Origin of the sequence: Phyllobacterium chamaecytisi, from assembly GCF_020164455.1 — a bacterium.
In the GTDB taxonomy this organism is placed as follows: Bacteria; Pseudomonadota; Alphaproteobacteria; order Rhizobiales; family Rhizobiaceae; genus Phyllobacterium; species Phyllobacterium chamaecytisi.
In genome coordinates this window covers 55,081-78,845 of record NZ_JAIQWW010000020.1, presented here as the reverse complement: position 1 = coordinate 78,845, position 23,765 = coordinate 55,081, and the positions used below count along the sequence as shown (strand labels likewise).

28 protein-coding genes and 1 pseudogene are annotated in these 23,765 nt (G+C 57.9%); 17 read left to right on the top strand and 12 right to left on the bottom strand.

Translation table 11 applies throughout. The features are described 5' to 3' along the window. Positions 1–85: 85 nt before the first annotated feature. The gene (locus LB462_RS24940; RefSeq protein WP_224513599.1) at positions 86–445 is read left to right on the top strand and encodes a hypothetical protein; all 360 of its coding nucleotides are present in this window, start codon (positions 86–88) and stop codon (positions 443–445) included. Here the strand turns inward: LB462_RS24940 and kynA are convergent. Together kynA and kynU are read right to left on the bottom strand one after the other, a co-directional pair. Continuing rightward, positions 442–1,281 (bottom strand): tryptophan 2,3-dioxygenase, encoded by an 840-nt coding sequence (kynA, locus tag LB462_RS24935; protein WP_224513596.1) that lies wholly within the window; start codon positions 1,279–1,281, stop codon positions 442–444. The two genes, LB462_RS24940 and kynA, sit on opposite strands and share 4 nt — an antisense overlap. Beyond that, positions 1,278–2,525, bottom strand: a complete 1,248-nt coding sequence (gene kynU / locus LB462_RS24930) for a kynureninase (RefSeq protein ID WP_224513595.1) — start codon at positions 2,523–2,525, stop codon at positions 1,278–1,280. Before kynU ends, kynA begins: the two co-directional genes overlap by 4 nt. A gap of 143 nt (positions 2,526–2,668) precedes the next feature. On the opposite strand from kynU, the gene LB462_RS24925 reads away from it, so the two are divergent. The 4 genes from LB462_RS24925 (at position 2,669) to LB462_RS24910 (ending at position 6,286) form a co-directional block, all read left to right on the top strand. Then, the gene (locus LB462_RS24925; RefSeq protein ID WP_224513592.1) at positions 2,669–3,643 is read left to right on the top strand and encodes an ABC transporter substrate-binding protein; all 975 of its coding nucleotides are present in this window, start codon (positions 2,669–2,671) and stop codon (positions 3,641–3,643) included. Positions 3,644–3,747: 104 nt separating this feature from the next. Next, a complete protein-coding gene (locus LB462_RS24920; RefSeq protein WP_224513679.1) occupies positions 3,748–4,530 on the top strand; it encodes an ABC transporter ATP-binding protein in 783 nt (260 codons plus the stop codon). 4 nt (positions 4,531–4,534) lie between these two features. Further along, positions 4,535–5,446, top strand: coding sequence for an ABC transporter permease (locus tag LB462_RS24915; protein ID WP_224513590.1), 912 nt, complete (start codon positions 4,535–4,537; stop codon positions 5,444–5,446). A 6-nt stretch (positions 5,447–5,452) separates the two neighbouring features. After that, a complete protein-coding gene (locus LB462_RS24910) occupies positions 5,453–6,286 on the top strand; it encodes a hormone-sensitive lipase (RefSeq protein WP_224513589.1) in 834 nt (277 codons plus the stop codon). A 99-nt stretch (positions 6,287–6,385) separates the two neighbouring features. Here the strand turns inward: LB462_RS24910 and LB462_RS24905 are convergent, their stop codons facing one another. Then, positions 6,386–6,652 carry a helix-turn-helix domain-containing protein gene (locus tag LB462_RS24905; RefSeq protein WP_224513587.1) on the bottom strand — a complete coding sequence of 89 codons (267 nt, stop codon included), beginning with the start codon at positions 6,650–6,652 and terminating at the stop codon, positions 6,386–6,388. A 266-nt stretch (positions 6,653–6,918) separates the two neighbouring features. On the opposite strand from LB462_RS24905, the gene LB462_RS24900 reads away from it, so the two are divergent. Then, on the top strand, positions 6,919–7,101 hold the full coding sequence (locus LB462_RS24900; protein WP_224513585.1) for a hypothetical protein: 183 nt from the start codon (positions 6,919–6,921) through the stop codon (positions 7,099–7,101). A 41-nt stretch (positions 7,102–7,142) separates the two neighbouring features. Here LB462_RS24900 and LB462_RS24895 read toward each other — a convergent pair whose 3' ends face one another. Further along, complete coding sequence (locus LB462_RS24895) at positions 7,143–7,784, bottom strand: 3-oxoacid CoA-transferase subunit B (RefSeq protein WP_224513583.1); 642 nt, start codon at positions 7,782–7,784, stop codon at positions 7,143–7,145. Between the two features lies 1 nt (position 7,785). Further along, positions 7,786–8,508: a CoA transferase subunit A gene (locus LB462_RS24890; RefSeq protein WP_224513573.1), complete on the bottom strand. Its 723-nt coding sequence runs from the start codon at positions 8,506–8,508 to the stop codon at positions 7,786–7,788. Between the two features lie 79 nt (positions 8,509–8,587). On the opposite strand from LB462_RS24890, the gene LB462_RS24885 reads away from it, so the two are divergent. Then, positions 8,588–9,175, top strand: a complete 588-nt coding sequence (locus LB462_RS24885) for a helix-turn-helix transcriptional regulator (RefSeq protein WP_255627614.1) — start codon at positions 8,588–8,590, stop codon at positions 9,173–9,175. Here LB462_RS24885 and LB462_RS24880 read toward each other — a convergent pair whose 3' ends face one another. Together LB462_RS24880 and LB462_RS24875 are read right to left on the bottom strand one after the other, a co-directional pair. Further along, positions 9,176–10,285, bottom strand: a complete 1,110-nt coding sequence (locus tag LB462_RS24880; RefSeq protein WP_224513571.1) for a Fic family protein — start codon at positions 10,283–10,285, stop codon at positions 9,176–9,178. 69 nt (positions 10,286–10,354) lie between these two features. After that, the gene (locus LB462_RS24875) at positions 10,355–11,569 is read right to left on the bottom strand and encodes an ROK family transcriptional regulator (protein WP_224513569.1); all 1,215 of its coding nucleotides are present in this window, start codon (positions 11,567–11,569) and stop codon (positions 10,355–10,357) included. 181 nt (positions 11,570–11,750) lie between these two features. Here LB462_RS24875 and LB462_RS24870 point away from each other — a divergent pair, with 181 nt between their 5' ends. From LB462_RS24870 to LB462_RS24845, 6 genes are all read left to right on the top strand, one after another. After that, positions 11,751–12,989: an extracellular solute-binding protein gene (locus LB462_RS24870; RefSeq protein ID WP_224513674.1), complete on the top strand. Its 1,239-nt coding sequence runs from the start codon at positions 11,751–11,753 to the stop codon at positions 12,987–12,989. Between the two features lie 77 nt (positions 12,990–13,066). After that, positions 13,067–13,948 (top strand): carbohydrate ABC transporter permease, encoded by an 882-nt coding sequence (locus LB462_RS24865; RefSeq protein WP_224513567.1) that lies wholly within the window; start codon positions 13,067–13,069, stop codon positions 13,946–13,948. Beyond that, complete coding sequence (locus LB462_RS24860; RefSeq protein ID WP_224513565.1) at positions 13,948–14,793, top strand: carbohydrate ABC transporter permease; 846 nt, start codon at positions 13,948–13,950, stop codon at positions 14,791–14,793. Before LB462_RS24865 ends, LB462_RS24860 begins: the two co-directional genes overlap by 1 nt. 2 nt (positions 14,794–14,795) lie before the next feature. Further along, positions 14,796–15,812, top strand: a complete 1,017-nt coding sequence (locus tag LB462_RS24855; RefSeq protein WP_370637287.1) for an SIS domain-containing protein — start codon at positions 14,796–14,798, stop codon at positions 15,810–15,812. Positions 15,813–15,817: 5 nt separating this feature from the next. Then, positions 15,818–16,753, top strand: a complete 936-nt coding sequence (locus tag LB462_RS24850; RefSeq protein WP_224513561.1) for a carbohydrate kinase family protein — start codon at positions 15,818–15,820, stop codon at positions 16,751–16,753. Beyond that, positions 16,750–17,826 (top strand): ABC transporter ATP-binding protein, encoded by a 1,077-nt coding sequence (locus tag LB462_RS24845; RefSeq protein WP_224513559.1) that lies wholly within the window; start codon positions 16,750–16,752, stop codon positions 17,824–17,826. Before LB462_RS24850 ends, LB462_RS24845 begins: the two co-directional genes overlap by 4 nt. A 200-nt stretch (positions 17,827–18,026) precedes the next feature. On the opposite strand, the gene LB462_RS24840 is transcribed toward LB462_RS24845, so the two are convergent. From LB462_RS24840 to LB462_RS24825, 4 genes are all read right to left on the bottom strand, one after another. After that, the gene (locus LB462_RS24840; RefSeq protein WP_224513549.1) at positions 18,027–18,401 is read right to left on the bottom strand and encodes a YbaN family protein; all 375 of its coding nucleotides are present in this window, start codon (positions 18,399–18,401) and stop codon (positions 18,027–18,029) included. Between the two features lie 67 nt (positions 18,402–18,468). Continuing rightward, a complete protein-coding gene (locus tag LB462_RS24835; RefSeq protein ID WP_224513547.1) occupies positions 18,469–18,894 on the bottom strand; it encodes a hypothetical protein in 426 nt (141 codons plus the stop codon). A gap of 111 nt (positions 18,895–19,005) precedes the next feature. After that, entirely contained in the window at positions 19,006–19,701 is a 696-nt protein-coding gene (locus LB462_RS24830; RefSeq protein ID WP_224513544.1) for a hypothetical protein, read from the bottom strand. A gap of 316 nt (positions 19,702–20,017) precedes the next feature. Beyond that, positions 20,018–20,482, bottom strand: coding sequence for an Lrp/AsnC family transcriptional regulator (locus LB462_RS24825; protein WP_224513542.1), 465 nt, complete (start codon positions 20,480–20,482; stop codon positions 20,018–20,020). Between the two features lie 104 nt (positions 20,483–20,586). Between LB462_RS24825 and LB462_RS24820 the strand changes: the two genes are divergently transcribed. Both LB462_RS24820 and repC read left to right on the top strand, forming a co-directional pair. Continuing rightward, entirely contained in the window at positions 20,587–21,198 is a 612-nt protein-coding gene (locus tag LB462_RS24820; protein ID WP_224513540.1) for a LysE family translocator, read from the top strand. A gap of 925 nt (positions 21,199–22,123) precedes the next feature. After that, a pseudogene (gene repC / locus LB462_RS31605) lies at positions 22,124–22,237 on the top strand (replication initiation protein RepC); the annotation flags it as partial. 60 nt (positions 22,238–22,297) lie between these two features. On the opposite strand, the gene LB462_RS24810 reads toward repC, so the two are convergent. Next, complete coding sequence (locus tag LB462_RS24810) at positions 22,298–22,438, bottom strand: hypothetical protein (RefSeq protein WP_224513538.1); 141 nt, start codon at positions 22,436–22,438, stop codon at positions 22,298–22,300. 431 nt (positions 22,439–22,869) lie between these two features. Here LB462_RS24810 and LB462_RS24805 point away from each other — a divergent pair, with 431 nt between their 5' ends. Next, positions 22,870–23,103, top strand: coding sequence for an AbrB/MazE/SpoVT family DNA-binding domain-containing protein (locus tag LB462_RS24805; protein ID WP_224513536.1), 234 nt, complete (start codon positions 22,870–22,872; stop codon positions 23,101–23,103). Continuing rightward, complete coding sequence (locus LB462_RS24800) at positions 23,100–23,504, top strand: type II toxin-antitoxin system VapC family toxin (RefSeq protein WP_224513534.1); 405 nt, start codon at positions 23,100–23,102, stop codon at positions 23,502–23,504. Before LB462_RS24805 ends, LB462_RS24800 begins: the two co-directional genes overlap by 4 nt. The last annotated feature ends 261 nt before the right edge of the window (positions 23,505–23,765 follow it).

Genomic DNA, 23,765 nt, shown 5'->3' with positions numbered 1-23,765 from the left:
CAAAACTTCCCGCTCCTTGAAAAAGACCGGTTCGCCAACAATATTAATAAATGGTTAACGCTTGAGTCTTTGCTAGGAGCATGTAGTGCCAGCATATCAGGTCAAATTCGCTTATCTGACAAAGTATAAACAGACACGTCATCTGTTTCACCAGCTTGTCATCGCCGATGACGAGGCAAGTGCACTGGCACGCGGCCGCCAGATGATGAACAAGCGCTCTCCCAATGCGCGTATCGTGCACGAATCATGCGTGCTGCGTCCGGACAGTTCCGAGGTGGAAAGCGCCACTGCGCAAGGTTGGACGCTCAACGACAATTGGTGGTCTCGTCCCATCAAGCCCGATGATGATCTTGCCGCAATCGCCAGGCATGGTTTTGCCCACAGCAACCATATCCACGCCAAATCTGCGGTGGATTGCGTGGCTATCGACAAACGGGCGGCCTAAAGGTTCGTTCTCACGCTCCACAATTCCGGGAACAGCACCACTTCCAGCATCTTGCGCAAGTAGTTGACGCCGGATGTTCCGCCGGTGCCGGTCTTGAAGCCGATGATACGCTCGACGGTCGTCACGTGGTTGAAGCGCCAGCGGCGGAAATAATCTTCGAAGTCCACCAGCTTTTCCGCCAGTTCATAGAGCGGCCAGTGGCCTTCCGGGTCGCGGTAGATCACCAGCCACGCGTCGCGCACGCTGTTGTTCGGCTGGTAGGGCAGTGAACAGTCGCGCTCCAGCACCGGCTGGTCGATGACGAAGCCCTTGCGCGCCAAAAGCCGGATAGACTGGTCGTAGATGCTCGGCGCATGCAGGAATTGCTCGAGCCAGGCATGAATATCCGGCTTGTGCTCGTGGGGGCGCATCATCGCCGCATTTTTGTTGCCGGCGAGGAACTCGATCGCCCGGTACTGGAATGACTGGAACCCGGATGACATGCCGAGCGCTTCGCGAAAGGTCGTATATTCGCTGGGCGTCATCGTCCTCAAGACGTCCCATGCCGAGTTCAACTGGTCGAGAATGCGCGAGACCCGCGCCAGCATCTTGAAGGAGGGCGCGAGATCATCCCTTGCGATGTGCTCGCAAACCGAAGTCAGTTCGTGGATAACAAGCCGCATCCAGATTTCGGACGCCTGATGCTGTACGATGAACAACATCTCGTCATGGGCAGCGGAAAGCGGCGTCTGCGCCGTCAGTATCCTGTCGAGCCGCAGATAATCGCCATAGGACATACGTCCTTCGAAGCGCATCTGCGCGCCTTCAGTTTCCGGATCGTAGGGTGTGCGTATCACGTGACCGCTCCCCTCACCTGATATTCGGGTTGGTCCCAGGCGCGCGTCGCGAGGATGTCCTTGAGAATGGCTGCGGCTTGCGCCACTTCCGTGAAGCTCAGGTAGAGCGGCGTCATGCCGAAGCGGATGATATCCGGCGCACGGAAATCGCCGATCACGCCACGCGCAATCAACGCCTGCATGATGGCATAGCCATTGCCGCAGGCGTAGGACACCTGGCTACCGCGCTGGTCAGAGTCTTGCGGCGTTACCAGTGTCAGCCCAAGTTCCTCGGCAAATTCGCCTACTTCCTGAATGAAGAAATCGCAGAGCCCGATGGATTTCGCGCGCACGGCCTCCATGTCGACATCGTCCCACAGCGACATGGCCTCGTCCATGGCGACCATCGCCAGCACTGGCGGTGTCCCGCACAGATATTGTTCGATGCTGCTAGACGGCGCATAGACGGAATCGAAATCGAACGGTGCGCGATGTCCGAACCAGCCGGAAAGCGGCTGGCGGAACCCGCCGTGATGGCGTGGATTGACATAAAGAAATGCCGGAGCGCCGGGCCCGCCATTGAGATATTTGTAGCCGCAACCGATGGCGAAATCGGCCTGCGCGCCAGTCAGGTCAACCGGCATTGCGCCAGCCGTATGCGCGAGATCCCAGATGACGAGGATACCCTTGTCATGCGCCGCTTTGGTCAGCGCCGCCATGTCGTGACGATAGCCGTTGCGGTAATTGACATGGGTCAGCATCAGCACAGCCACATCTTCATCCAGCAAGTCCGGCATATCTTTGGGGGTATCGGCAAGAACCAGCCGGTGACCCTTGCCAATCTGCTTGGCCACACCTTCTGCGATATAAAGATCAGTCGGAAAGTTATCGCGCTCCGAAACGATCTTGCGGCGTTCCTGATTGAGCTCGAGGGCCGCCGACAATACCTTGAACAGGTTGATCGAGGTGCTGTCGGCCGCGACGACCGTTCGCGCGTCGGCGCCGATCAGCCGTGCGATTTTCTCGCCGACGCGCTGCGGCAGGTGCACCCAGTCAGCAGTATTCCAGCTGCGGATCAGCTGCTCACCCCATTCCTCGGCGATTGTCTTCGCCACCCGCTGCCTGACGGACTTCGGCAAGGCGCCAAGCGAATTGCCATCGAGATAGATCACGCCCTCCGGCAGTTCGAATCTGTCGCGGTAGGCGCGCAGCGGATCGGCCAGGTCAGCTTGTGTGGCATCGATCTTGATGGTGGTGCTGTCCATTTCTTCTTTCTTGATAATGAATGTGGTGGCGTCAGTTCACGGCTTTGCACAAGTCGCTTAACGGCTACAATTTACTTTGGTATGAACTTGTCAATATAACCAGACCCTGCTCGATAGTGGGGTATAAAAGGGAGAATAACAAAATGATCGGCGCAAAATATGCAGTGCGAACAGCGCTGGCTGCAGCACTTGGTCTTGGGCTTGGGCTTGGAGCCGCCTCGGCCGAAACCAAAATCGGCATCGCACAATTCGGCAAGCACCCGCAGCTCGATGAAACGGTCACCGCATTCAAGGCAGAACTGACCAAGCTTGGTGTCACAGATGCCGTCTATGACGAATTGCAGGTGAATTTCGATGCGACGCTGATCCCGCAAATGGTCACCAAACTCGTTTCCAGCAATCCGAAGCTTATCCTCGCCATCACGACGCCGGTTGCCCAGGGCGCACGGCAGATCGTCGGTAATTCCGGCACGCCGGTGGTCTTCGCCGCCGTCACCGATCCGGTTGCGGCCAAGCTCACACCCTCGTGGGATGCAGGCGATACCGGCATGACCGGCGCTTCCGACCTGCAGGACGTCAGCTCGGTGGTCAAGTTCATCAAGAAGCTGCTGCCGGACGCCAAGCGTCTCGCTTATCTCTACAATCCCGGCGAAGACAATGACGTTGCGGTGCTGAAGCTGATCACGGAAGCCGCCAAAGCCGAAGGCCTGGAACTTGTGGAGGTCGGTCTCGACAACACCAATGACATTCCGATCCGGGTCAGCTCGCTCGCCGGCAAGACCGATGTGATCTATGTTCCGGGCTCCAATCTGGTCCAGCCTGCGGTTCCGGCTGTGGCTGCTGCGGCGCTCAACATCAATATCCCTATCGTCAATGCCTCGGCGCAGGCGGTACGCGATGGTCTCGTTGCTGCGGCTTTCGAAGTCTCCTACACCAAGGTCGGCCAGAATGCGGCCAAGCTCGCATCGGAGATTATCGCTGGCAAGTCACCGGCAAGCCTTGCACCGATCAAACCGACCTATGAGGACCACACGGCGCTGATCAACGAGGCTGTTCTGGCAAAAACAGGCCAAAAGGTACCCGATAGCCTCAAAGATTGTGAATGCTTCGTGAAATAAGCCTTCTCCTTTCGCCTGCAAACATATAGGTCCTGCGCAGCCAGCGCGGGAACTATTAAACGCAGGTTGTGCATTGGTTTGAGGGCTTACACATGACAACCGACATGCTGTCCGTGAAGGGCGGCACCAAGATTTTCTATCGCGGCACCCTCGACGAGCGCCGGGCGCTCGATGGCCTTGATGTCGCGCTGAAGCCCGGAGATTTTTGCATCGTCATTGGCAGCAATGGCGCCGGCAAGTCGAGTTTTCTCAATGCTGTCTCCGGCAAGCTGCCGCTGGATTCCGGCCAGATCACGATTGACGGGCGGGACGTCACCCGGCTGAACGCCCACCGCCGTGCCCAGTTCATTGCCCGCGTGTTCCAGGATCCGATGATCGGCACCGCCCCGACCATGACCATCGGCGAAAACATGCTGCTGGCCGAATTGCGCGGCAAGCCTCGCAGCTTTTCCTATGGGCTCACTGCCGCCCGCCGGGCCAAATACAGCGAGCAACTGGCGGAACTCAATCTCGGGCTGGAAAAGCGTCTCGACATGCAGGTCGGCCTCCTCTCCGGTGGCCAGCGCCAATCGCTGTCTCTGGTCATGGCGGTGTCGACGCGGCCGAAACTCCTGCTTCTGGACGAGCACACGGCCGCGCTCGATCCGCGCACGGCAAAGCTGGTGATGGATACGACTGTGCGGGCTGTGGAAGCGTTGCAACTGACGACACTGATGGTCACGCACAACATGGAGCATGCAATCAAATACGGTAACAGGATCATCATGATGGACGCGGGCAAGGTTCTCGTGGAAATCGGTCAGGAAGAGAAAAACGGTATTACCGTTGCGGATCTTGTCGAGCGGTTCCACACCAAATCCGACGCTATCGCGTTGCAGGGAGGTTGAGGCCGTGGACGTATTCAACAGTTTCTATGGCCTGATCCCTGTCACCATCGCCCAAAGCCTGATCGTCTCCTTCGTGGTGCTGGGCGTCATGCTGCCTTTCCGCATCCTGAACTTTCCCGATCTGACCTCGGAAGGCGCCTTTCCACTTGGCGGGTGTGTCTGCGGCACGCTGATCACCGCCGGCGCCAATCCATTTCTCGCCTGCTTCGTTGCGCTGCTTTGCGGTTTTGCCGCCGGCTGCACCACCGCGTTCATCCACCTGCGTTTCAGGATCAACACGCTGCTCGCCGGTATCCTGGTCATGACGATGCTCTACAGCATCAATTTGCGCATCATGGGCCGCACCAATATTCCGCTCTTCACCTATGATACCGTCTTCACCATCCTTGCCGGCCCTTCCGCCAATTTCCCGTGGACCAAGATCCTGATTGTCGGTTTGCTGGTTGCGCTGGTTCTCGGCGCCATGCTGTATTTCTTCATGTCCGAAAAGGGTACGGCGATGCGTGCAGTCGGGGCCAGCCCCGATATGGCCGAGGCACAGGGCATCGACGTCGGCACGGCAACAATTATCGGCGTCGGTGTTGCGAGTGCACTTTCCGCGACGGGTGGCAGTATCATGGTGCAGACGCAAGGTTTCGCCGACGTCAACATGGGCTTCGGCATACTTATCAACGGTCTTGCCGCGCTGATCATCGGCGAGGCCATTACAGGCCGCCAGACGATCCTTCGGCAGGTTCTGGCCCCGGTTGTCGGCTCGCTGGTGTACTACCAGCTGATCTCGTTCTGTCTGACGCTTGGTCTTGCGCCTGCGGATCTGAAATTTGCCACCGGCGCGTTCGTGCTCTTGATGTTGGCTCTGCCGAACCTGCGCAGGTCCGGCGGTGGCGTTCAGATAAGGGAAAAGATCAGGGAATAGGAAGACATGGGTACGACTGCAGCTACCGACTGGGACGACGCCTATTCGAACTTCGCGTATATTCCCGACGGCTTCGAATATCCGGCCAGATGGCTGGCGGAGGCTGCACACTTTCGCGAGGAAATGCAGGAAAAAGGCCTGTTCAAAGCCGACCTCGGCTACGGCCCGCATTCGCGTAACCGGCTCGATCTGTTCGTGCCCTGGGGCGACCTGAAGGGCCTCGCCGTCTTCGTGCACGGCGGGTACTGGATGGAAGATTTCGACAAGTCCGCGTGGTCGCATCTGGCAAAAGGTGCTCTCACCCACGGTTTCGCCGTCGCCGTGCCGTCCTACGCTCTGTGTCCGGAGGTTCGTGTCAGCGATATCACCGTACAGGTCGGGCGCGCTATCACCCGCGCGGCCAATGAGGTTTCGGGCCCGATCCACCTGACAGGACATTCCGCAGGCGGACACCTCGTTGCCCGCATGGTGACGGTGACGTCACCGCTGAACCAGGCGGTCCGGCATCGCATCCGCAAGACGGTGCCCATTTCGGCGATAGCCGATATGCGTCCGCTGATGAAGACCGAGATGAACAGTACGCTGCATCTCGATGCAGTGGAAGCACGACTGGAGAGCCCTGCCCTGCTCGAGCCGCAGGAAGGCATCGACGTAACCGCATGGGTTGGCGCAGCGGAGCGGCCCGAATTTCTGCGGCAGAATGCTTTGCTTGCCAATGTCTGGTCGGGGTTTGACTGCCAGGTGGATGCTGTCGAAGAACCTGGCAAGCACCACGCCAATGTCATCGAAGGATTGACCGAGCCGGATCACCCGCTAACACGCACATTACTGGGTCTGTAACAGACCTCAATTATAAGTGCCAAGAATCAAAAAGCTGTCAGAGTTGGGATATCACTCTGACAGCTTTTTGGGTGCCGATTTATTAGTGGTGGTAGAGTTTCAGGCGCTGAGGCGCTTGGAATCTTCAAGAATCATTGCGTTGCTCGGGAGACCAAGCGCATGCGCAATGCGTTCCAGTTTGTGCGGATCCGTATTCTGGCCGCTTTCGATCGTTTCGATTTCGAGGGACGTCAGACCGCACGCAACGGCCAAATCCTCGATGGAATACCCGAATTGTTCGCGAAATGCTCTGACAATATTTGTACCATTGGCAAGCGCCGTGGAAATCGTTTCTGGCAATGAATAGTCGCCGGCGGGTTTGTTCATCGCTTTGCTCCTAACGTGAAAGGTTTAGTTAACAAATCGGAAGGCAGAACTTATACGTCCATCGTCGCGGATCAACCCCTTTATGTCACTTCACATAAAACGTGATCAGGAAACGGAGCAGGAGCCTGCCTTATTGTGGCACCAGATTTCCGTAAGATGTCAAAGATGCCGACCGTAAACTCGACCAATTACTGAAGAATATCAGTGGATTGTTACGCTACTGTGTCACTCGTAACTGGCTATATATAGGAGCGACGCGAGGAAAAATGAACCCTCTTTATCGAAAATATTCCACAGCCCTGTTTCTGCTGCTTGTAACATTCGCTCCCGTACTCTCCGGCTGCGCCCGCGTCTATTATGGCAGCTTCCGCTATGACGCTACGTGTGTCGATCATGATCCCCGCTATCCGGGCGAGGGCCCAGTTTGCGTGGTCAAGAAGACGAGGTAGACGCTGGCGGATATTATGTCCGCCAGCTCTGAATTCGTCAATCAAACCGCGACGTCGAACACCGCCTGGGTTTTCGCCTTGATTTCCTCGACTGTTACGCCGGGCGCAATCTCGACGAGTGTCATCTTGGGCTCGCCGCGTCGCTCCACGGTGAAAACGCCGAGGTCGGTGATCACCAGATCGGTGACGCGCTGCCCGGTCAGCGGCAAGGTGCACTGCTCCAGGAGCTTTGCTTCGCCCTTGGCCTCGTGTTCCATGACGACGACGACCTTCTTGACGCCGGCGACAAGATCCATCGCGCCGCCCATTCCCTTCACCATCTTGCCCGGGACCATCCAGTTTGCGAGATCGCCATTGCGCGCGACCTGCATTGCGCCGAGAATTGAAAGATCGATGTGCCCGCCGCGGATCATGCCGAAACTGTCTGCACCGTTGAAATAGCTGGTCGTCGGCAGCTGGGTGATGGTCTGCTTGCCGGCATTGATCAAATCGGCGTCTTCCTCGCCCTCATAGGGGAAAGGGCCCATGCCGAGCATGCCGTTCTCGCTCTGCAGCTGCACGCTCATTCCCGTCGGGATATAGTTGGCAACCAGCGTCGGTATGCCGATGCCGAGATTGACGTAAAATCCGTCTTCGAGTTCCTGTGCGGCCCGTTCGGCCATCTGATCGCGTGTCCAGGCCATCTCAGTTCACCTCACTTTTAGCGACAAGGCGCGGACGGGTCGTCCGTTGTTCGATATGTTTGACGGGGTTGGGCACATGCACGATCCGCTTGACGAAAATACCGGGCGTATGCACCTGGTCGCCATCGATCTTGCCCGCGTCGACCAGATGCTCGACTTCGGCCACGGTGAACCTCGATGCGGTCGCCATGATCGGATTGAAATTCCGCGCCGTCTTGCGGTAGACAAGGTTGCCTTCCGTGTCGCCCTTATAGGCGTGGACGATGGAAAGGTCAGCAAACAGACCGCGCTCCATCACGTAGGATTCACCGTCGAATTCGCGCACGTCCTTGCCTTCGGCAATGATGGTGCCGACGCCGGTCTTGGTGAAGAAGGCCGGAATACCCGCTCCCCCGGCGCGAATGCGTTCGGCGAGCGTTCCTTGCGGATTGAATTCCAGTTCGAGTTCGCCCGACAGATATTGCTGGGCAAACAGTTTGTTCTCGCCGACATAGGACGAGATCATCTTGCGGATCTGCTTGGTCTCGAGCAGCACGCCAAGCCCGATGCCATCGACGCCGGCATTGTTGGAGATGACGGTCAAATCCTTGACGCCGGAATCGCGGATCGCGTAGATCAGTGCCTCGGGTATGCCGCACAGGCCGAACCCGCCGGCCATGATGGTCATGCCGTCGAACAGCACGCCGTCCAGCGCATCGCTGACGTTTGATTGAACTTTTTTCAAGAAAAATCTCCCATTTCTCTGTCCTCTGCATGAACCGTATGGCTTGTACCGGCGCTGCAGATAGTCGTATTAATACTGCATGACAGCACCGCAGTTATCCAGTTCCGACATCCTGAATCCTGGAAGCGCAAAACACTTCCGGCTGACTGACCTGCCGGTGCCGATGGTCTATGCCACGCACCGTATCATACGTGATTGCAATTTCGAATTCGCCGGGACTTTCGGCTATGAGCGTCACGAACTGATCGACCAGAGCTTTTCAAGACTGTATCCGAAAATAAGGGATTTCGTCCGCACCGGCGAAATGTGGCGGACGAACTTTGCCGGCGGCAAAGTATATCACGACGAGCGCATCATGCGGCGGCGTGACGGTTCGAGCTTCTGGTGCCAGGTGCGCGGGCGTAGCCGTAATCTGGCGGATCCCTTTGCCGAAGCGCTCTATTGCTTCGAGCCAATGCATCGAGCGGTCGCCGGCAACGCCAGCCTCATTTCCGACCGGCAGAAACAGGTGCTGACACTGGTATCGCAAGGCAAGACCAATGCGCAGATTGCCCAGGAGATCGGCCTGTCGAAGCGGACCATTGAGGCACACCGCGCCCGCATCATGCGCGCCTATGGCCTGCGCAACAGTGCCGAGCTGATCGCCTGGTTTTCGTCGCTGCGTTAGTCAGATACCATCGAGTTCAAGACGGTAGCGTGTGTGCCTTCGCTCTCCGGTCCGGGTCAACGTTCCTTTGACAACCAGATCGGCCAAATCTCTCGTTGCTGTTGCGCGGGAGGTTCCGGTGATGCTGATGTAGTTTTCGGCGCTGAGACCGCCCTTGAACCCGTCCAGCCCCGCGCGAAACATACGGGCGATGACTTTCTCCTGACGCGGGTTGAGTTGCCCGCGCACCCGGTCGTAAAACTTGGCCTTGACGATGTAGAATTCCACCCGCTCCAGTGTCGTACGCTGCGCTTCCAGCACAGTCTTGGCAAAATAGACAAGCCACGCGGTAATCTCGTTGGTTTTGTTGCTGCGTTCGAGCATGTCGTAATAGGCTTTGCGTGCACGTTGAATGGTATAGGCCAAAGCGATGAGGCTAGGCTGCCCGAGATTCTGGGCGAGAGACTTTTCAGAGATTGCCCGACCAATACGGCCATTGCCGTCTTCAAATGGATGAATGCTGACGAAGTACAGATGCGCCAGCCCGGCTCGGGTCAGCGCAGGCAAAGCCCTTCTTCCCTTAGGCGCGGTCGCGTTGAACCAGCTTGCAAATGCGTTCATCTCTCGCACAATGCGTGTGGATGGCGGTGCCTCGAAATGGATTGTCGGCTTGTCGGCACGGCCTGACACGACCCGCATCGGCTCCTCGTGCGTGCGGTAACCTCCAATCTGGATGGCATCGCTTTCGCCAGCCATTAACATCCTGTGCCAGTTGAACAATGTATCGTGTTGGAGGGGATCGGCAAAAGTCCGGTACAAGTCGACCATCATCTCGGAGATGCCGCGCTCTGCAGCGGGAACACGGTGATTGCCGGTCGCCAAACCGAATTGCTGCCGAAGTGACGTTTGCAAGCTGTCGCGGTTGAGGAATTCTCCCTCGATCTCCGAAGTCTTCAACGCTTCGTCGCTGATCAGCTCGATCCGCAACGTGTCCCGGTCGTCGGTATTCACATGGCGAAAAGCACCGAAAAACTCGCCGGAATGCAGCAGGAACTGGCGCTCCAGTGGTTCAAGCGCAGTCGCGTCATAGGTGAAATTCGGCCAATCGGCCTGCTGCCAGTTCCAGATCATGAGGGATAGGGCGCCTTTCTATAGCTCACTCTGACGTAGATTATGAGCTATAGCAAGCCTTTCTGTGCCTCATACCGTTTTGAGTATTGCCGAGAATCTTGGATCGAAAGTCCGCGCAATGGGCTCGGCAGCGGCGCCGAGTGCGGCGGACCACGGATCGGCAAGCCCTGCCTGCAATCGCGCTTCCGGGTAACGGCGGGAGCGCTCGGCGATCGAGGGCAGCAACGGCTCGATCTTCTCGACAAGGCGATCGATCAGCGCTCTTGGCGCGCCACCACAGAGAATGATCGTCTGCGGATCGAAGATTGATTCGAGAATTTGCACGGTCCGGCGCAAGCGTTCGGCGACACTGTCCATCCACTGTTCCAGCTTTGGGCCGCCGCGCAGGATGGCATCGGTGACCATGGCGAAAAGCTCCGGTTCGGATGGATCGAAATCGAGCAGTTTACAAAGTGCCGCCATGGAGGCGTAATGCTCCAGGGGCTCGACGTCGGGACCGTCACCCGGCACCAGCGCAAGCATCATACCGATCTCGCCGGCATTGGCGTGCGCGCCGCCATAGAGTTCTCCATTGAGGATCAAGCCCGCCCCGAGACCGTAGCCGAAGTAGATGCAGATTGCGTGGTCGAGCCCGTGTGCTGCGCCAAGCAATCGTTCGGCAGTTGCTGCGGCTGCCGCGTCGTTCTGCAACGCAACTTCGAGTCCTGTACCTTCGGCGATCCTGTCCATGAGTGGGAAGTTCTGCCACGCCGTCATCATCCAGGGGTCGTCGTAAAGCGTGTTGATGCCAAATGGCCCCGGCATGGCAACGCCGAGACCAACGAGCCGTTTTTCGGCCTCTGGCGCCTGTGCCGCCAGCGCGTTACGCGCCTTCCTGATCAAGTCGAGAATAACCACAACACCTTGCGCCGGCCCGCCGGGAGGCAGCTTGGCTTCCATCTGAACCAGAACATCGCCGACGAGGTTGACGATGACGGTGCGCGTTACGTGGCGGTCGATCTGCAGGCCGATGGCAAAGGCGCCTTCCGGCACAAGCTGATAGGGCGTAGCAGGCTGGCCCCTGCCCTTGCGCACGCTTGCCTGTGAGCGCACCAGACCGTCTCGGGCAAGCTCCTCGATGATATTGGAAACCGCCTGCGGGGTCAGTCCGGTGGCCCGTGCAAGGTCGGCCCGCGACAGCGCACCATTGACGCGCAATGCGTCGATCATGATGCGGCGGTTATGCGCACTCGCACCGCCGAGGTTGGTTCCGCTCTTTGCCCGTATCGATCGTATGCCGTCCATCCGTCATCCCTCTTGACACCAGAAGAATATTCATCAACTAATAAGTCAAGCGAATTGATTTAATAAAAATCGATCAGGGGAATGTGAGCACGGGTTTGGCGAAAACGCGTCACGAAAGGCTCTCGATTGCAACGACCAGGCGTCTGTCCATGAGGCCAGCGCTGTCAAACAGGAGGTAATGATGTTGAAATCCGTGACGAGTGCGCTTCTGGGCGCCACACTTCTGGGAGCGGCGTTGTCTTCGCCTGCCCATGCAGAGACCAAGATCAACGCGCTGTTCATGGCGCAGGCGGCCTATAGCGAGGCCGATGTCCGTGCCATGACGGAAGCCTTCACCAAGGCAAATCCAGACGTGACGGTCAATCTCGAATTCGTTCCCTATGAAGGCTTGCACGACAAGACCGTCCTCGCCCAAGGATCCGGCGGTGGCTATGATGTCGTGCTCTTCGATGTGATCTGGCCGGCCGAATATGCAACCAACAAGGTGCTTGCGGATGTAACCGACAAGATCACGCCGGAAATGAAAGCGGGCGTGCTTCCGGGTGCCTGGACCACGGTTGAGTATGACGGCAAGCGCTATGGCATGCCCTGGATTCTCGACACGAAATATCTGTTCTACAACAAGGAAATCCTGGAAAAGGCCGGCATCAAAACCCCGCCAAAGACCTGGACCGAACTTGCCGAACAGGCCAAGATCATCAAGGACAAGGGCTTGCTTGCAACGCCCATCGCCTGGAGCTGGTCACAGGCTGAAGCGGCGATCTGCGATTACACCACGCTGGTCAGTGCCTATGGCGGCAGTTTCCTCAAGGACGGCAAGCCGGTATTCGCGACGGGCGGCGGTCTCGACGCACTCAACTACATGGTGGACAGCTACAAATCCGGTCTCACCAATCCAAACTCCAAGGAGTTCCTTGAAGAGGACGTGCGCCGTGTGTTCCAGAATGGCGAAGCTGCCTTCGCCCTTAACTGGACCTACATGTACAACATGGCCAATGACCCGAAGGACAGCAAGGTTGCCGGCAAGGTCGGTGTCGTCCCGGCCCCCGGTGTTGAAGGCAAAAGCACCGTCTCTGCAGTCAACGGTTCCATGGGCCTCGGCATCACTACGACCAGCAAGCATCCGGACGAGGCTTGGAAATACATTACGTTCATGACGTCTCAGGCAACGCAGAACCAGTACGCCAAGCTCAGCCTGCCGATCTGGTCCTCCTCCTATGATGATCCAGCCGTTTCCAAGAACCAGGAAGAATTGATTGCGGCGGCCAAAGTCAGCCTTGCTGCGATGTATCCGCGGCCGACGACACCGAAATATCAGGAACTTTCGACAGGACTGCAACAGGCAATTCAGGAAGCTCTTCTCGGGCAGGCCGCCCCTGAGGATGCATTGAAGACTGCCGTCGAGAACAGCGGCCTCTGATAGCGATAATGAAGGCGGCGGGCAGTCCTTCCGCCTTCATTTTTCCCAATGATTGATTTCGTGGCAGGCTTCATTTCATGACGAGCACCTGGATCACCACCCGCGCATGGCTCCTGATGCTGCCGCTTCTGATCGTCATGGTTGCGATTATCGGTTGGCCGCTCGTCGATACGGTGCGGCTCTCCTTCACCGATGCCAAGCTCGTCGGTACCGAAGGCAGTTTCGTTGGCCTCGATAATTATGTGAAGATACTTTCCGGTTCGAATTTTCAGCGCACGCTGATCACCACTTTCTGGTTTGCCGTCCTGTCCGTATCGGCGGAGATGGTCATCGGCGTTCTTGCCGCCCTGCTTCTCAACCAGCAGTTTTACGGCCGTTCCATCCTGCGCGCGCTGATGATCCTGCCCTGGGCGCTGCCGACCGTGGTCAATGCCACGCTGTGGCGGCTGATCTATAATCCCGAATATGGCGCACTCAACGCAATGCTGATGCAGTTCGGCCTTATCGATGCCTATCGTTCCTGGCTGGGCGAGCCTGGCACTGCCCTCGCCTCGCTTATCGTGGCCGATTGCTGGAAGAATTTTCCACTTGTGGCGCTGATTGCGCTCGCCGCCCTTCAGGCCGTGCCGCGCGATATTACCGCCGCATCCATGGTCGACGGAGCCGGTGCCTGGTCGCGCTTCCGCTTCGTCATCATGCCCTACCTCGCCGGGCCCTTGATGGTGGCGCTTGTCCTGCGCACCATCGAGGCGTTCAAGGTCTTCGACATTATCTGGGTCATGACGCGCGGCGGTCCGGCCAACAGCACACGCACATTGTCGATCCTCGTCTACCAGGAGGCGTTTTCCTTCCAGCGAGCGGGATCGGGCGCATCACTGGCCCTGATTGTCACCCTGCTGGTGACTGTGCTTGCCGTCGCCTATGCCGCCCTGATCCGCAAAAGCGCGGGAGTGTCATAATGGAACGTCGCAGCCTCACCGCATCGGTACTCGTCCATCTCGCCGCTTTGCTTCTTCTCGTCGTGATCCTCGCCCCCGTGGTCTGGCTCTTCGTCATGAGCATTTCCTCGACGCCGGATCTTATTGCCAAGCCCTTGCACTGGTGGCCCGGTACCGTCGATCTGTCCCGCTACGGTGTCCTGCTTTCCTCGGTGGCGAACAGCGCCGGGGAAGCCTTCGTTGCCTCGCTGTTCAACAGCATCAAGGTTGCCGGCATGGCAACTGTGGCGGCGCTCATGGTAGCCGTCCCCTCCGCCTGGGCCGTATCGCGCACACCTTCCGTTGGCTGGTCACTTTATGCAGTCATTGCCACCTACATGTTGCCGCCGGTCGCCTTGGCCGTGCCGCTCTACATGACCCTTGCCTGGGCAGGCCTCCTCAACAATGTCTTTGGTCTGGCACTGGTTTACCTCACCATCCTAGCGCCATTCACCACATGGCTGATGAAATCGGGCTTCGATTCGATCCCGCGCGAGATTGAAAGCGCCGCGACCATGGATGGGGCCCGGCTGGATCAGATCCTGCGGCTGATCACCTTGCCGCTCGCCGCGCCCGTGATGGCGACCGCTGCACTCTTCGCGTTCCTGCTTGCCTGGGACGAATTCTTCTATGCCCTGCTGTTCACTTCGGACCAGCGGGCCAAAACCTTGACCGTTGCGATCGCCGATCTCGCTGGCGGACGCGTTTCGGACTACGGATTGATTGCCACAGCGGGTGTGCTTGCCGCCCTCCCCCCGCTCATCGTTGGTCTCTTCATGCAGCGCGCGCTGATCGCGGGCCTGACAAGCGGCGGCGTCAAAGGATGAGCATGTCTTCGCAAAAGAATAAACCTATCGGTCTGATCGCCATCTTGAAAGAAATGGCGCGGCAGAATGCCGATGCGATTTCCTCGTTCGAGGCGGCCGCGCCACTTGCGGTGACCATCGCCCAATCCTTGCGTATGAACGGGCGTCTGCTGCTGCTCGGTATGGGTGGTTCGCATGCGGTTGGCCGTGCGGTCGAGCCGCTGTATCGCAGCCTTGGTATCGATGCCGTGGCACTGCCGCTGTCGGAACAGCTTGGCCAGCCGCTACCATTAGTCGGCAAAACAATTCTCGTGACCTCGCAGTCGGGTGAAAGCGCCGAAGTCCTGCGCTGGTTCGACGATGCTGGCGTGCGGGCCGATGCTTTCGGCTTGACGCTCGAAGGCGGTTCCACCCTTGCCCGCACCGTGCCGTCGCTGGTCGGTTCCGGCGGTACGGAGAATGCCTTTGCGGCAACGCGCAGTCTGACTGTCAGTTTTGCCCTGCATCTGGCGGTGCTCGGTGCGCTTGGCGAGGATCCGGCTGAAGCGCTCGCCATCTTGAATGCCGAGAGCAAGCCGAATGTCGATGCTGCGGTCGCCGCATTGTCGGACGTATCGGCTGTCGTAACCTCCGGTCGCCGCATGCAGGGTATCGCGGAGGCGATTGCGCTCGGCCTCACCGAACTTTCCCGCATCCCGTGCTTCTCGCTTGAAGGCGGACAATTGCGCCATGGTCCGATGGAAATGCTCGGACCCAAAGTCGGCGTTGTCCTCTTCCGTGCCAAGGATGCAACATCGGAATTGGTCGCGCGCATGGCTGCCTCGGCACTGGAAGCCGGGTCGCCGGTTGTGGTGTTCGATGCATCTGGGGAAGCGCCGCTCAAAGGCATCACGACGATTGATGCGGGCGTAGCCAGCGGCATAGCGGCCGTTTTTGCACTCCTGCCCGCCGCCCAGCACTTCATGCTTGGTTTTGCCGGCGCGCGCGTTGCCGATCTCGGCACGCCGGTGCGCTCTACCAAGATCACGCGGGACGAGTGAGAGCGATGCAGCCACTCGCCGTCATCGGAAACGTCAATGTCGATTTGATCCTCGGCCCGGCCGATCCATGGCCGACGCCCGGAACCGAGATCATGGTGGATTACGACGAACTGCGCGTCGGCGGCTCGGCCGGCAATGCCGCGCTGACCTGGGATGGGCTCGGTGTCGATTTCCAGATCGCCGCCAATGTCGGCAATGACCAGTTCGGCGAATGGCTGCGCCAGGGTTTCGGCAAGCATTCAGCGCGCTGGCCGGTTGCACCCATGGGGACGACACTTTCCGTCGGCATTACCCACCCGAATGGCGAGCGTACTTTCTTTACGACGCGCGGTCACATAGCGGCATTGTCCTGGCTCGACGTCATTACGACGCTCGACACCGGGCGGCTGAAGGGCGGCACCGCCATCCTTTGCGGCTCCTTCCTGACCGACGCCCTCGTTGCACAATATGACGAATTGTTCGATTGGGCCGATGCCAATGATATCCGCATTGCGCTCGATACCGGCTGGCCGATCGATGGCTGGACCGAGACCAACCGCATCAAGGCGTGCGGGTGGCTGGCACGCTGCCACATCGCCCTGTTCAATGAGGTCGAAACGACGCGCCTCGCCAACAGCGTCGAGCCTGCCGAGGCCGCGCACAGGCTCAAGGCGTTGATGCCGAGGGATGCCATCGTTGTCGTCAAGCGAGGACCCGATGGGGCACTGGCCGTCGGCTCCGATGACAGGCTTGTCTCGGTAACGGCGCCCCTTGTTCAGGTTGCCGATACGATTGGTGCCGGTGACGTGTTCAATGCCGCCTTCGTCGCCGCGCTGGCAAGCGGCCAAACGCTCGGGGCAAGCCTTGCTGCTGGAGTTCGCGTTGCGTCCAAAGCCATCGCCACCATTCCGCGCCGCTATGATGGCGAAGATCCGCAAACACCACCGGAGGAAGCTCTATGAGTGCGCTCGAGCTCATTAATGTTCGCAAGCGCTATGGCGCCGTCGAAACGCTGAAGGGCATCGACCTGTCGCTCGCCAGCGGCGAATTCCTCGTCCTCCTCGGTCCCTCCGGCTGCGGCAAGTCCACGCTTCTCAACATCATTGCAGGGCTCGCCGAAGCGACAGACGGTGACGTGCGCATCGGTGATCGCTCGGTCACCGGTGTGCATCCCAAGGACCGCGACATCGCCATGGTGTTCCAGTCCTATGCGCTTTATCCGAACATGTCCGTGGCGCGAAACATCGGCTTTGGCCTTGAGATGCGCAATGTACCTGCGGCCGAACGCACCGAGGCCGTGCAAAAGGCGGCAAAAATCCTGCAGATCGAAAATCTGCTTGGCCGCAAGCCATCCGAGCTTTCCGGAGGTCAGCGACAGCGTGTTGCCATCGGCCGGGCACTGGTGCGCGATCCGCAAATATTTCTTTTCGACGAGCCCTTGTCCAATCTCGATGCGAAACTGCGCATGGAGATGCGAACTGAGCTCAAGCGCCTGCACCAGATGCTTGGCACCACGATTGTTTATGTGACGCATGACCAGATCGAGGCGATGACGCTCGCAACCCGCATCGCCGTCATGCGCGATGGTCAGATCGAGCAGCTTGCCACTCCGGATGAGATCTATAATCGCCCGGCCACGCGCTATGTTGCAGGCTTTGTTGGTTCGCCGCCGATGAACATGCTGGATGCGACGGTCGCCGACGGCATCGCGCACATTGATGGCTCGCTCAGTGGCATCCCCCTCCCCCAAGCATTACGGGAAAATGCCGCGAGCGCTCGCGATGTGATCATAGGCATTCGTCCGGAAAGTCTGACACTGGCGTCATCGGAAGACGCAGGCCTTGCCATCGAGGCAAAGGTCGAAGTGGTCGAACTGACCGGCCCGGAACTGGTCGTTACCTCGACAATCGGCAGCCAGCGCCTGACAGCAAGTTTGCCCCCACGGTCGCAAATCGCAGTGGGCGCGTCGCAGCGCTTCAATATCGATCCGAGCGCTTTGCACATCTTCGACAAGGCGACCGGCAAGCGCGTCTAGAGCGTTTCAGGTCGCGGTTGAATTGCGCCTCGGGCTTGACCCGAGGACCCATTGGGATGCTCAATCCAGGCGTTGGGCTGTCATTTCTTCAAGAAAGTGTGGGTCCTCAGGTCAAGCCCGAGGATGACGGAAGAGATTTGGAATTGGATGAAGTGAGTGGCAGATGGGGAATGGTCCAGTCAAAACCTGGAACCCGCTCGTTACGCCGCCAGACTCGGACGGGTCAAAACGTAAGCGGCGCAGGCAATGAAAAAGATCGCCACCACCCCTCCGAGCAGAGGTGACGGCCGGGCAAAATACATGAAAGTGGCGTAGCCCAATGCCATGCCACCGCAAGCAATCCATTTTACGCGTTTCGGCACTGCTCCGTGCTCGCGCCATTGCACGAGTGTCGGCCCGAACACCGGATGTTTAAGCAGCCACTTTTCAAATCGCGGCGACGAGCGGCTGAAACACCAGGCGGCGATGATGAGAAAGATCGTTGTCGGCATGACGGGCAGAAGCGCGCCAATGAAGCCGAGCACCACCATCACCCATCCGAGCACGAAATAAAATGTCCGTTTGGTGCCGTTCATCCCGCTCGATTCCTGATAACCTTGGAACGGTTTACATGGCCGGATGCAGAATGTCAGCCCATTGCATTCAAAGGCCTAGATGACCTTTCAGGCCGGGCACCGAATCCAGAAGCTGATCGACAAGTTTTGGGTCGGCGTATTCCTTGGCATGGGCAAGCACCGCAGCTCCAGCTTCCTGGATCTGTTCGACGGTCAGCCCGCTCTCTTTCAGTGCGGCGACACCATTGACCAGCGCGCCAACCTTTTCACCCGCCACACCCCCAAGCATGCTGGTCACGCTTGACAGAAAGCCACCCGATTGAGCCCCGCTTGCCATGACATCGAAGTTTTGGGCAAGTTCGGTAGCACCAGGGATCTTCGCGAATATTGTTGCTGCTTGTTCGGGAGCCTCGTGCTGGAGCAGGGATAGTACCGTTCCTGCGGCCTTCTCCGCCGCTTGTGGATCGAGATTGGCTTGCGTGGCAATTGAATCGACGAGATCCTGTATAGGCATGGCTATCTCCTGATGTTGATTTGATGATGCCGATGAACAGTGACGGTTCTAGTGAAAACGCCCGGACTGGGTGCCCGGGCGTTTTTCTTACATCCCCAATTTCAATCAGGATTATTCGGACTTGAGGCGCGTGTTGCAGGCACTCCAGTATTGTGGCCAGGTCAGGCCGCGGGTTTTGTTGCTTGCCTTGGCCTGCTGCCACTGATCGCCGCATTCGCTGATGCGTGCCCGGAATGCGACCTGAGCGGGAGACAGAGGCTTGCCATCGGCGGAAGTCTGTGCCTTGGCCACCTGTGTCTTCGTCGTTTTGGTAGTGGCAGCCTTGGTGGGTGCGGGTTCGTCAGGCACGGTCGCATCCGAATTGTCCGATTTCAGGCTGTCGCTGCAGGCAGAAAGGAACTGCGGCCACTTCTGGCCATTGAGCGTGCCCGCCGTTTTGGCAGCCTGATACTGTGTGCTGCATTCCTTGGTGACGGCTTTTGCCGACATCCCGCCGCTGGTGGTTGAAGGCGCCGTTTGCGTCGTCTTGGCCGGTTTTGTTGCCGTATCCTTTGCCGTCTTTTTGGCCGGGGTCTTTTCGGCGGGCGCGGCTGCCGCTGCGCCATCGTCGGTCTTCAGCTTCGCGCTGCAAGCTGACAGAAAGTCCGGCCATTTCTGGCCTTTGAGCGTACCAGCCTCCTTGGCAGCTTGATATTGTGTGCTGCACGTCTTGGTAACGGATTGTGCCGATGCCGGGAGCGTGAGAAATGCCAGGCCAGCGCCGGCAATCACCGTCGCGGCGAATATGTTGAAACGAAACTGGTTCATCGTGATCTTCCTTGCGATAGTGTAGGCGTTTCCCCCGGGGACGCACCATGCGTTCCGGTTGGCCCTGCCGCGATGCGTCCGTCCCTTGGATAAAATGTCGAGTTGAGGCATTCCTCCGAAGCCATCGCTTCGAAAGTTGTACCCCTGTGAAAATGTCTTGGGTTTAGCAATTCTGCAGGTGAATGACGCATCAGGTTAACCCGTGTCAGCGATCGACGGCATTGCCAAGATTAGAATGCCGCGTTCATCTTTTGATTGCAAGCACGGATATAACGCTACCGTAAGTATCAGGCTGCGCGGGTTGGATGCCGGAATATCATAGTGGCAGAGTGTAGGTCTGCTTCACGATCTGGCTTGGCACGTCGGTTTTGACATTCTGAATTCCATTTTTCCGCGTCAGGTGCGCAGCCTGGAAGCGGCGGTAGTCATCCAGATCGGCTACGACCACGCGCAGCAGGGCGTCACTCTCTCCGAGCATGATGTAGCACTCCATCACTTGGGGAAGTTGCTTCATGGCATCCATGAAATGATCTATGGTTTCGGCATCCTGTGCCGTCAACCAGACCCGCGCGAACATCGACAGACCGAGGCCGATCTTCGCTGCATTGAGAACCGCCACGTAGCGATCGATAATCCCGGCCTCCTCCAGTAGCTTGACCCGGCGCAAGCAGGGAGAGGGTGACAAGCCCACTTCTTTGGCAAGCTCTACATTCTGCAGCCGCCCATCGCGTTGCAGGGCACGGAGGATACGCCGATCTATGTCATCCAATTTTATTGGCATGTGATGCTAACTTTCTGCCCCATGGAGATTTCAATGCCAAATCTAGGTCCTAGAATGGCATCTTCGCAACCAAATTGCGAAACCACTGCCCTATGATTCCATCCATGGAAACAGGAACGATGCTCTTTTTCGCCGCAACCGTGCTGCCGTTGATCTGCACGCCCGGCCCCGACATGCTCTTTGTGGCATCCCAAGCTTTGTCCGGTGGAGCATCCGCTGGCTTGCGTTCGACCGCAGGCATTTGCCTTGGTTATATGGTTCATTCCGCCCTCGCCGCCCTCGGGGTCGCTGCGATCATCGCCGCATCCCCAATGCTGTTCGAGGCGTTGCGTTGGCTGGGTGTCATGTATCTGATCGGTCTGGCTTTCCAGCTTGTCCGATCTGCGATGAAGGCAGGGCAGATCAACCTTTCGGTCGTCCCGGCCAATGGCCAGCTTCGGCGCGGATTTCTGACTGCGTTCCTCAATCCCAAAGGCATGCTGATCTATTTTGCGATCCTGCCGCAATTCATGCAGCATGGCAGCGGCATAGCTCTGCGGGCGCTGATCCTGTCTGCGATCTTCATCGGCCTTTGTGGGATCCTCTACACGAGCTTGAGTCTCGGGATCGCCGCAGTTGGAAGAAATGGCGGCTTCTGCGATTGTCGCCGCAAATGGATTGAAGGGACAGCGGGCGCGTTGTTACTCATTGCCGCTGGTCGATTGGCGGCAAACTAGGAAGTGGTGCGGGATTATGTTGCCGTGCCATCGCTGTCTCCACCACAGGAAAAAGCTTGAAACCTAATGCATTGATAATTCGTCAACTTTATTTCGCAACGGAAGCCAATGTCGGAATACCTTCCATCTGGTGGACTGCAGGATAGGGGCTATAGTGTGTGGGAGATTGAAATCGGGACGAGCGCGCAAGCAGCTGACTTGCGAACGACGATGTCACGAAAGGGCCGCGTCTGTCAACGTTTTCGGAAGTGCGGAGCCCCCTGCCCTTCACGTTTAGCCGGACTTCAGAGAAAACTTCAGTCAATTCTTTTACAAGAATGATTAGAAAGGAATGTAAATTCCCATAAATGATATTGAGTTTTGCTTTGTATGGAACAAGATGAGGCCGGCGCAAAACCGGATTGAGAAACGCTTCGGCGGGTCCATGACGCCACGAGAGTTCTCAGCTGAGAACTTTCGTGGTGGCGCTTTCGTTTACCGACTGAGAGGCCGCCAGTTCCCTAAAAGTTCTCAGCTGAGAACTCCATTGTCTTGGCCGCGTTGACGGCCGCGATTTATATCAGGAGGGTTGTGATCCACAGTTCTCAAGCGGAAGGGATGCAATCCCTCTGGTGACCGTTCGCGAGATCTAACGTCGCAGGCGGATCGCGGCGAATTTTCCCTTGGGGCCAATTTTATGGAGCTGCTCAGAATGCGCGGGCAGGGCGAGAGCGTTGCCTGATAGTCGACAAAGGTGTGTGCAAAACCCTGACGGCTGTCAGGGTTTTTAAGGGCGGAAAGTAAGAGATGTCATCTGGGCGGTCTTTGAGGACGCTTTTTCGAACAACCTGCAACTGGGTGGGATCTGATCACTACGCCGACCCAGGTAAGGGGCTATCCAGGATTTCCCCCTCGGTCTATGAGGCCGCGCTCGATGTCTTCGGGTATCCTGCAGCGAACCCTGAACATCAATTCGGCTAGCGGTTGCCTGAGAGCTTTGACGGAAAAGGCGAGGGCAGGGAAGTTTTCCGTCGGGCCAATGCTGATGGCGGCGTTGAAGCAAGTGGCGCGCGCATCCGCAGTAGGTGGCCGTGACGCGATTGTGGGTCCAGTGGACTGGTTATCCGCCGGTTCCTGGCAGTTGCAGCGGAGTCGTGGGACCGAGGTTGGGTGGCGCATCTTCGGTCGAACAAAAAGCGAGTGCAGCCAGCAGGGCAAATCCCATGACCGGCGCGAGGAAAAAGAGGTGCTGTTTCCTCATCTGTCTCCACCACTTGCGCACAATCCGAAGTGCATCCTTGCCGCCCAGAACATAACCCGAATGGCTCAAAGAGCGCCAGTATCTCAAACTGCTGGGTCCAGATTTGATTGCTTTTCGAACGCTGTCCGGCTTTGACCCCCCGGCCAACGCAGCCCTGTGTTTCGAGATAGCGTTTTTTGCCAAGCGATGTTATCCATGGCTCTGAAACTCTGTTCGGGACAAACTGTGATGGCGCACTTGTGGCACGGCTTTGGAAATCAAATCCGCTTCAAGTTTCGGCCCAGTGCCTAGATAGGGTAAGACATGTACCGCAGCGGATTGAATGCTCGGAGTGCGTCTCGGGTGAGGTAGACTGTCGCTCGCAACGTTGGGGTTGAAAACGCTTCGACAGAGGTAATACCTTGTGGGCAGAAATCATTACCGAGGATGACATGACTACAACCGTTACGACGAAAGGGCAAGTGACCATTCCCAAGCCGGTGCGCGATTTTCTGGGAATAGTACCGGGCAGCAAGGTCGATTTTCACCGAGCGACCGATGGCAGCGTGGTTATCACGCGCGTCGATAGAAAGCCGCCCACAAGACGCTTTGATAAGCTGCGCGGCCATGCCGGCGACGGGCTTGATACTGACGCGATCATGGCACTGACGCGCGGTGGAAAGTGATTCTAATCGACACGAATGTTCTGCTCGATCCAGTCACCGACGATCCCAATTGGGCCGACTGGTCGATCGCGCAGCTTGAGGCGGCATCCTTGCGCGGTCCATTGCTGATCAATGATGTGGTCTATGCCGAGCTTGCGGTTCGTTACGGTCGCATTGAAAAGCTTGAGGCGTTTGTTGATGAAGCTGGCCTTGAAATTGCTCCCATACCGCGCGCTGCGCTTTTCCTGGCGGGAAAAGTCTTCACGCAATACCGTAAATTGGGAGGGTCGCGCACCGGCGTTCTGCCTGACTTCTTCATTGGCGCCCAAGCAGCCGTTAGCCAACTGACCCTGCTGACCCGCGATGTCGGTCGATATCGAACTTATTTTCCATCGCTAACGCTGATCACACCTGGTACTTGACGCAGTCACCTAGGCGAGACGCGAATTCACTTTTGGTCTGACGGATGCAGCGGCCCTCCAATTTGTCGGGTCGTGAGGGCTGCGACGGCTATTGTGATACCAATCCCAGTTTCTTGACTCAGTCGAGCAGGTGTTTACCGACGAAGCTGCCCATGTTGATGATCCGCGCGGTGTGCGCTCATGCATGGCCTCAAGTTGGCTGGCAATATCACGGAACGTTAGATCCGGATTGGCGTTGGCAATCCCGGTGATTAGCGACAT